This is a genomic window from Gardnerella vaginalis, from assembly GCF_001563665.1.
Taxonomy (GTDB): Bacteria; Actinomycetota; Actinomycetes; order Actinomycetales; family Bifidobacteriaceae; genus Bifidobacterium; species Bifidobacterium vaginale_A.
Window position 1 is genome coordinate 214,924 of the sequence record NZ_KQ961853.1, and the last position, 8,105, is coordinate 223,028.

Genomic DNA, 8,105 nt, shown 5'->3' on the forward strand with positions numbered 1-8,105 from the left:
TGGCAATTTACTAGCCTTATCAATACTTTATGGAGGATGCCCCCATGGCAAAAACCGTTCTTGTTATCAATTCTGGTTCTAGTTCAATTAAATATCAACTCGTTGATCTTGGAAGCGGCGAAGGTATTGCTTCCGGTATAGTTGAGAAAATCGGTGAGCCAGTTGATGGCCACTATAAGCACGTATTCAATGGCGAAAAACATGAATTCGATGAACCAGTTCACGATCATGAGCAAGGTTTGAAACGCGTACTTGGATTCTTCGAAGAATATGGTCCAAAGCTTTCTGAATCTGGCATTGTAGCTGTAGGTCACCGAGTTGTGCAAGGTGGCTTAACATTCCCTAAGCCTGCATTAGTAAATGCCAAGACAATTAACAAAGTTAAAGACTTGGCAGTTTTAGCTCCACTTCACAACGGTCCAGAAGCTGTTGGAGCAGAAGTTATGAGCGAACTTTTGCCAGACGTTCCACAAATTATGGTATTCGATTCTTCATTCTTCCACGATTTGCCACAAGTTGCTGCAACTTACGCTTTGAACAAGGAAATTGCAAATCGCTACCATATCCGCAGATACGGTGCTCACGGAACTTCTCACGAATACATTGGTTCCGTTGTTCCAAGCGTTGTTGGAAAACCTGCTGAAGGTTTGAAACAAATCGTTTTGCACATAGGCAATGGCGCTTCCGCTTCTGCTCAAATTTCCGGCAAGCCAATTGAAACTTCTATGGGCTTAACACCACTTGAAGGTTTAATGATGGGTGGACGCACTGGTGATATCGATCCAGCAGTAGTATTCCACCTTATTCGTAATGCTCACATGAACGTTGATGAGCTTGATACTCTCTTCAACAAGCGTTCCGGCATGATGGGCATGACTGGTCATGGTGATTTGCGTGATATTCATAAACTTATTGCTCAAGGCGATGAAGACGCTAAGCTCGCTCTCGGAGTATACGTTCATCGCATCGTAGGATACATTGGCAATTACACTGCTCAAATGGGCGGAGTCGATGTAATCACATTCACTGCTGGCGTTGGCGAAAATGATGAAATCGTACGCGCTAAAGTATGCGAAAAGCTTGAACCATTCGGCGTAAAGCTCGATAAAGAAAAGAACTTGGTTCGCTCTAAAGAGCCACGCATTATTTCCACTCCAGATAGCTCTGTGATTATTGCTGTTATTCCAACTAATGAAGAGTTGGCGATTGCACGCAAGGCTGCAGCTATTGCTGAAGCTGGCGAAGATACCTACGGCAACAAGTTTGAGCGCTAAAAACAAAAATTTTAGCGTCTACTAAATTCTAAATAAATAATCCCGGGCTCCATTTAGGCTCGGGATTATTTGTTTATTCGGTCATTTTTTTATTCAAGTATTTGTTTATTCAATCATTTTATGCCACATGCCTGGAAAATCAGGAATAGTTTTTCGAGTTGTGGAAATGTTTTTGACGCGAATGTTTTCTATACGCAATCCAAGCATTGCAGCAAACGTTGCCATTCTGTGATCTGCATAAGTTTCCATAATCTCACCATGCATATTATTCCTTGGCTCAATACGAATTCCATCTTCAAGTTCTCTAGAGCCAATACCAACTCGATTCAATTCTTTAACTAAAGCTTGCAAACGATTAGTTTCATGACCACGCAAATGCGCAATACCATGAAGTTCACTTGGCTCATCTGCAAAAGCTAAAATAGCTGCAATACTTGGAGCAATCTCCCCTGCTTGACTTAAATCAAGATACGGAATTGCTTTAATAACACCATTGCTTACTACATGAATTATTCCAGAATCATCACTTGTTTTTTCAAAACTAACTTTTGCACCCATTTTTTCTAATATTTCAGGAAGCAAGACTCCAGGTTGAGTTGAAGAAAGCGGCCAATTAGGTACGCTAACACTTCCTCCAGCAATCAATGCTGCTCCTAAAAATGGCGCTGCATTTGAAAGATCTGGCTCTACGCTAACAATATCAGGCAATGTTAAATCGCTATATTTAATACTCCAAACTTTATTTTGAAGAACTTCTACTTCCCCGCCAGCTTTACAAATATCATCTATAGTCATACGTATATGAGGCATACTAGGCAAAGTTTTACCAATATGCTCAAGCTCTAATCCGCCAGGAATGCGTGAACCAATTAACAGCAATGATGAAATAAATTGTGAAGATGCTGACGAATCTATGCGCACAATCTTTTTAAAACTATTTTTAAGAATTTCACTCGAAGGCGGAGTAACAGTAAAAGGCAAAAAACCAACTTCCCTATGGTATGTTACTTTTGCACCAAGTTGCTCTAAAGCATCAAGAACAGGTTTCATAGGACGCGCGTATGCTTGCGAGTCGCCATCAAAACGCACTGAATTATCCGCAAACAAAGCTAAAGCAGAAACAAATCGCATTACAGTTCCAGCTAACCCACAATATACTTCAGCATTATTTTTTACATGAAAAACTCCATCTTTGGGCGCAATCACACGAATTTTCGTCCCATCATCACTTAAAGACTCAGTTTTAACACCAAATACAGATAGTGCATTAAGCATAAGTTCAGTATCACGCGAGCGCAATAATCCTTGTAAGACAACTGGCTTAGTGCTAACAGATGCAAGAATTAAATATCGATTTGACAAAGATTTGCTACCAGGCAAAGTTACAGTTGCATTCAAAGGATTAGAAACATATGGAGCATACCAAAAATCGGATTGCATTGTTTCGTTAAGCTCACTCATACTACGATACTATCTAGCAATATGTACGCAAAAAGAAAAAGCATGTTTTAAAATAAAAAAGCGTCTTTTACACAAAATAAAAAAGCGTTATTTTAAAAATAAAAAGCGTGTTTGACACTAAAAGCAATTCTGTAATCATACTAAAGTATCAAACACACCTTTATTATTATTTACATATGTATAAAAGCATTATGATAATATCCAGTTTTTATTGCAGTGGTAAGAGCAATAGCAGGAACTAGAATACATATAGCGTAAAAAATCCAATCTACAATTGTTAGCTTTGAATCCCTAGCTGGGCAACGCTTAATATCACTACCGAAAGCACGCGCTTCCATAGCAGTTGCAAGTTTTGTACCACGTCTAATAGAAAGAACAAGCAAACCAAAAGATTGAGAAAACATACGCTGTATCGCCTTACTATCAGTTACACCACGAGAACGTCTAGCAAGACCGAAAGCACGCCAATCGTCTTGTAATAAGGTAAACATACGCAATCCTGCTAATGCTCCGTATACGAATCTAGGCGAAAAATGTAAGATTTGCACTAAACCATCTGCTAAATCAGTTGGATCAAGTCCAATAGCCAAAATAACTCCAGGCACTGCTACTGCAGCAACACGTACAAATGTGCTACAAGCAAAATATGCTGATCCTTGACTAATATGAATCAAGCCAAATTGAAATAGCATTTTTCCAGAACTTTGTCCGTATAAAAGAACAGAGATAAAACTTCCAGATGCAGCAATCCACACTGGCCACGTATTACGTAAAACAGTCCAAGGCATAACTCCAGCAATAGCTAGAAGAATTAAATCTAATAAGAAAGCTACTGAAGAAGATACTATATCAAGCGTAATAAACATTGGTAAACATAGAAATAGTGCTCCAATAAAACGACTAATCGGATTAAGTTTACGAATAAACCACGATGGAGATTTAAGTCTTTCAGGCTCTACACGATCCGATGATGGAGTTACGTTAATACGCGAAACTTTTAGCAAATCTTCTTCATTTATTTTTTTAACTGTTGCGATATCGCATGTTTTCTTCATTATTTTACATTCCTTTCATCGCAACTTGTATTTTCTGTAGAATCTTCATGATCAACCCTGATTACGCGAGCATCCAAAGCCTGAACTAATGCATCATCATGAGTAACCATAATCACAGCAGAACCACTATCTCTAATTTGTGCAATCAACTCAACCATAGAAGTCCAAGTAGTAAAATCTTGACCAAAAGTTGGCTCATCCATAATAACAACACGAGGTGCTGCAGCAAGCAAAGACGCAACAGAAAGACGCCTTTTCTCACCACCAGAAAGAGTATAAGGATTAGCTAGAGCGAAACGTTTAAGATTCATTCTTTCAAGCATTTCATCTGCAATTTTATAAGCTTCTTGCTTGCTTTTACCTTGCTTTTTTGGACCTATTGCAACTTCATCACGCACAAACGGAGTAATGAATTGATGTTCAGGTTCTTGAAATACCATTCCAACTCTTCCTAGCAACTCATGACTTTTCCAAGTAAAAAGATTGTTTTTACGCCCTTTTGGCACTAAATCTTCATTTAAACATACACTTCCAGATATAGGCTTTAACAATCCAGCAAGAGTAAGAGCTAAAGTAGTCTTTCCAGCACCATTAGGTCCCATTAAAACGCTTACTTCTCCAAATCGGAAACCTATATTAACATGCTCTGCTAATGGCTTGTTTCTACCAAACGCACAATCATCAGTGTAAAGAGCTAATTTAGAGCTATTATCATGTGATTTTTTAGGAGCAAAAGACTTAATCTTACGACCTGGGACCCATGCTCCTCCATCAGCTAACATATTTCCATACTTCGCAAATATTTCTTCAGGCTTACCATCAGCAATCACACAGCATGAAGAAACATCATTACTTTTTTCAACTACACAAGAATTATTTTCATTCGAAGAATCAGCAATATTACTATCTTCTTTACAACTATTATTTTCTTGAGCTTGCCAAGGTTTTCCTATTACAATAACTCTGTCAATTAAATCCATCCACACATCAATATGATGTTCAACAACAACCATAGTTGCGCCAGTTTTGTTAAGTACTCTAGAAACTGCATCGTGAACTTGTTTTACACCTTCAGGATCAAGATTGGCAGTTGGCTCATCTAATAGCAGCAAACCAGGATGCATAGAAAGTACACCAGCTAAAGCAAGACGCTGACGCTGACCTCCAGATAAACATTGAGTAGAACGGCGAAGTCCGATACTACCAGAAGTGATATCTTCAAGCCCCACTGCTTCAAGTGATTGACGAACACGATTCCAAGTTTCGTCAGCAGAAACACCAATATTCTCGCTACCAAAAGCAACATCGTCACCAATGCGCTCAAGTATTATTTGCGAGTCAGGATCTTGCATAACTAAACCGACTTTTCCGCGAGCTTTAGAAGCATCAATATCGTCAATAGAAAGACTTCCTTCAGCCATTCCTTCAGTTTCATCACCAAGAACTCCAGCTAAAGCTGACATCAACGTACTTTTACCAGCTCCTGAAGCTCCTAAAAGAAGCACTCTCTGACCAGGTTGAATCTTAATATTTATATGCCGCAATACAAAATCTTTACGAGTCGCATGACGCCAACCCCAATCCTTAGCAACAACACTAGCAGGATTCCAAGCAGCATTATCCGCAAGTTGCATAATAATAAACTTTCATTTAAAAGCTTTATAAATAATTAAAATATCGCGCTTTAAAGCCATGTATGACCATAAAGCGCGATTTTCATGACATTATTGACACTTAATCAAACTAAAGCTTGAGGACGTCCAGATTCAAAACGATCAAGCACACCAGTTGCAGCTAATGCTTTTTGTACAACCCACATAAGAATGCCAGCAATGATCAATCCTGAAATAATAGAAGTAACAACATTTGCTAAAGCATATTGTGCATTCCATTTTTGTCCGTTGCTTAACCAGTTATATGAGAAGCAAGCTAAGCCAGCTAAAGCTCCAGAAATAGACGCTGTAAGAAAATTCCAAGACTTATACAAGAAGAAGATAAACGCAAGTTCTGCGCCGATTCCTTGTATAATTCCAACAATTAAAGATCCACCAACACCCCACTGATTGCCTAAGAGAAGTTCAACAAATGCAGCAAGTGTTTCTGCAAACAAAGCAGAACCAGGCTTACGAACAATCAATGCAGCTAAAGGACCAGCGAACAGCCAAAAACCATTGCACAAACCTTCAGCGCCAGGCAAAAGACTTGCAGAAAAATCAATAGGAGCTGCACAGACAATGTCCCAAGCCCAGAACAATACGCCAGACGCAACTGCGATAATAGCGGCGATAACGATATCAATAACTCGCCAACGGTTAGAATGTTTTACTTCTGAATTTTCAACGATAGACATAGTAAGTGCCTTTCTTTCTATGAATAGATAGATTTGGGCACGGGAAAAGAGCGACTTCCGTTGCTAATATTGCTTAGCTCACGTTCAATCGGTCGAAGCTAATGCTTCCTCTCAGCCTTGCGGCTCCCGAGTCAATATTTTTATAAACAAGGCGAACGCAAAAATCTATAATTGCGAAAGCCTAACACTACAACATTACACGTTAGTAAGACATATTAAAAGACGTACGTCAAAAAATCTGGTTATAAGCAAAAAATCAAATTATTGTGAAAGAAATAATAAAACCTAGGATTCACACCTAGGCTTTACTGATGGTCGGGGTGACAGGATTCGAACCTGCGACATCCTGCTCCCAAAGCAGGCGCGCTACCAAACTGCGCTACACCCCGATGCTTTTAACTGAAATCCAGTTCCAAGCACAAGTGATTAGTGTAGCGCAAATCATCGCTCAACACAAATGCGACACGCTGTAAATATATAAATTATAAAAATATATTTCCAATATGTGTTTAAAACACGTCTTATTAAAACTCGTTTTATATACGAATAATTCTAACAAACTAAACAAACCCAAACACTAAACAAACCCAAACACTAAACAGCATTTCAACACGCACTAATACAATATACATGAAACAAGAAAGGTTAAATGATGGGTAAATTCCAACGCGCAGAAGCAGCAGGTCTTATATCATTCCTAGTCTGCGCAATACTAGCTATAGCTATCATGTATATTTACATGGGTACTATGCCAGCCATTTGGCAAGTAAGCCAACGTTTATTCACAGTTGCCTCAGGCACAGTCGCAATATGCAGCATGGGAGCTTTCATAGTAGGATATTTACGCACTCATGGAGAATTCGACAAAAAACGCTTAATAAAAATCATAAAAAACACTTTTGAAATAAGCGCATTATCAACTATTTACGGCGCAACAATGTTTCTCATGTCTTTCGCACTACTATCAATAATCAATAGCATTGTAGGACGAGCAGTTGTCAACAGTTATCTTCCTATACTTTGCTCAGGTCTTTCAGGAATAGTAGGATACGCAACACTAGTGCAAGCTGAACTATTAGAAGCAAAAACCGTTGCATCATTATTACCTATTTTTGTTATCTCAGGAGCAGCAACAGCTGGACTAACATCAGATGATCCATACTGGTATAACAATAATTTTTCACAATTAGGAGATCGAACAACATTTGCAGCTAGCATGTTTAACGCAACACTAATATTGGCTGGAATTTGCATTATTATTACAAGTTACTTCGCAATTGAAGAATTCATAGAAGCTCAACACACTCTTAAAAACAAAATACAATCAGATACACAAACACAAGATGAGCTAAACGAACAAACAAACAACAAATGCAATAATCATAAAGATCATCCTATAAAATATTTTTATATTCGCACTAGCATTATGGCTACCCTACTGATTCTTGGAGGAATAGCATTCATAGGAATTGGAACATTTAGATATACTCCTCACCCATTCATACACGATTTATGCGCTCGCGGTGTAACACTATTAGTAGGAGCAGTTCTTATTGGACTTCCATGGCTAGCACCGCAGCTTTCAAGAACTTTTTATATAGCATCCGATTTAGCAATAATTATTACTTCATTAGCTGGAACTCAATGGTTAAATGGGCACAACACTCTAACAAATGTTGAAGCACTATCATGCCTTCTATTTTTAGGATGGATTATAGTATTTTCTCGACAAGTTGCAGCACTACAAAGCGACAGAATACAAGGTAACTCATATTCACAAAATAAACATAATGCGTAAAATACAAAGATTCTACGCATTATGTTTCAACTATGTGATTGTTTGCGAAATAATTTTTATACACTTTTTGACTAGCAATCAAAATGATGAGTTTTGTAAAACAACATATACGTTTTCTTACAGAATTATCCTGTTTGTTGTGGCTGAGCTCTCGGAGTTTCTCTCAT

The 8,105-nt window shown here is 38.4% G+C and carries 6 protein-coding genes, 1 tRNA gene and 1 riboswitch; of the genes, 2 read left to right on the forward strand and 5 right to left on the reverse strand.

Going from position 1 to position 8,105, the window contains the following annotated elements; genetic code table 11:
- Window positions 1-44 precede the first annotated feature (44 nt).
- Entirely contained in the window at window positions 45-1,274 is a 1,230-nt protein-coding gene (locus HMPREF3230_RS01805; protein ID WP_075523265.1) for an acetate/propionate family kinase, read from the forward strand.
- A gap of 105 nt (window positions 1,275-1,379) precedes the next feature.
- Here the strand turns inward: HMPREF3230_RS01805 and aroA are convergent, their stop codons facing one another.
- From aroA to HMPREF3230_RS01830, 5 genes are all read right to left on the reverse strand, one after another.
- Window positions 1,380-2,735 carry a 3-phosphoshikimate 1-carboxyvinyltransferase gene (aroA, locus tag HMPREF3230_RS01810; RefSeq protein WP_075523266.1) on the reverse strand — a complete coding sequence of 452 codons (1,356 nt, stop codon included), beginning with the start codon at window positions 2,733-2,735 and terminating at the stop codon, window positions 1,380-1,382.
- A 170-nt stretch (window positions 2,736-2,905) separates the two neighbouring features.
- A complete protein-coding gene (locus HMPREF3230_RS01815) occupies window positions 2,906-3,790 on the reverse strand; it encodes an energy-coupling factor transporter transmembrane component T family protein (protein WP_075523267.1) in 885 nt (294 codons plus the stop codon).
- The gene (locus HMPREF3230_RS01820) at window positions 3,790-5,424 is read right to left on the reverse strand and encodes an ABC transporter ATP-binding protein (protein WP_075523268.1); all 1,635 of its coding nucleotides are present in this window, start codon (window positions 5,422-5,424) and stop codon (window positions 3,790-3,792) included. The genes HMPREF3230_RS01815 and HMPREF3230_RS01820 overlap by 1 nt, the downstream gene beginning before the upstream one ends.
- A 104-nt stretch (window positions 5,425-5,528) precedes the next feature.
- Window positions 5,529-6,140, reverse strand: a complete 612-nt coding sequence (locus tag HMPREF3230_RS01825; protein ID WP_075523269.1) for an ECF transporter S component — start codon at window positions 6,138-6,140, stop codon at window positions 5,529-5,531.
- Window positions 6,141-6,178: 38 nt separating this feature from the next.
- A riboswitch (TPP riboswitch) is annotated at window positions 6,179-6,280 on the reverse strand.
- 172 nt (window positions 6,281-6,452) lie between these two features.
- Window positions 6,453-6,529, reverse strand: a tRNA-Pro gene (locus HMPREF3230_RS01830).
- A gap of 263 nt (window positions 6,530-6,792) precedes the next feature.
- Here HMPREF3230_RS01830 and HMPREF3230_RS01835 point away from each other — a divergent pair.
- A complete protein-coding gene (locus tag HMPREF3230_RS01835) occupies window positions 6,793-7,938 on the forward strand; it encodes an ABC transporter permease (RefSeq protein WP_075523270.1) in 1,146 nt (381 codons plus the stop codon).
- The last annotated feature ends 167 nt before the right edge of the window (window positions 7,939-8,105 follow it).

What these genes read in the sequence shown, in the direction of transcription:
- HMPREF3230_RS01805 (WP_075523265.1), top strand. Translation starts at nt 45, where the DNA reads ATGGCAAAAACCGTTCTTGTTATCAATTCTGGTTCTAGTTCAATTAAA.
- aroA (WP_075523266.1), bottom strand. Translation starts at nt 2,735, where the DNA reads ATGAGTGAGCTTAACGAAACAATGCAATCCGATTTTTGGTATGCTCCA.
- HMPREF3230_RS01815 (WP_075523267.1), bottom strand. Translation starts at nt 3,790, where the DNA reads ATGAAGAAAACATGCGATATCGCAACAGTTAAAAAAATAAATGAAGAA.
- HMPREF3230_RS01820 (WP_075523268.1), bottom strand. Translation starts at nt 5,424, where the DNA reads ATGCAACTTGCGGATAATGCTGCTTGGAATCCTGCTAGTGTTGTTGCT.
- HMPREF3230_RS01825 (WP_075523269.1), bottom strand. Translation starts at nt 6,140, where the DNA reads ATGTCTATCGTTGAAAATTCAGAAGTAAAACATTCTAACCGTTGGCGA.
- HMPREF3230_RS01835 (WP_075523270.1), top strand. Translation starts at nt 6,793, where the DNA reads ATGGGTAAATTCCAACGCGCAGAAGCAGCAGGTCTTATATCATTCCTA.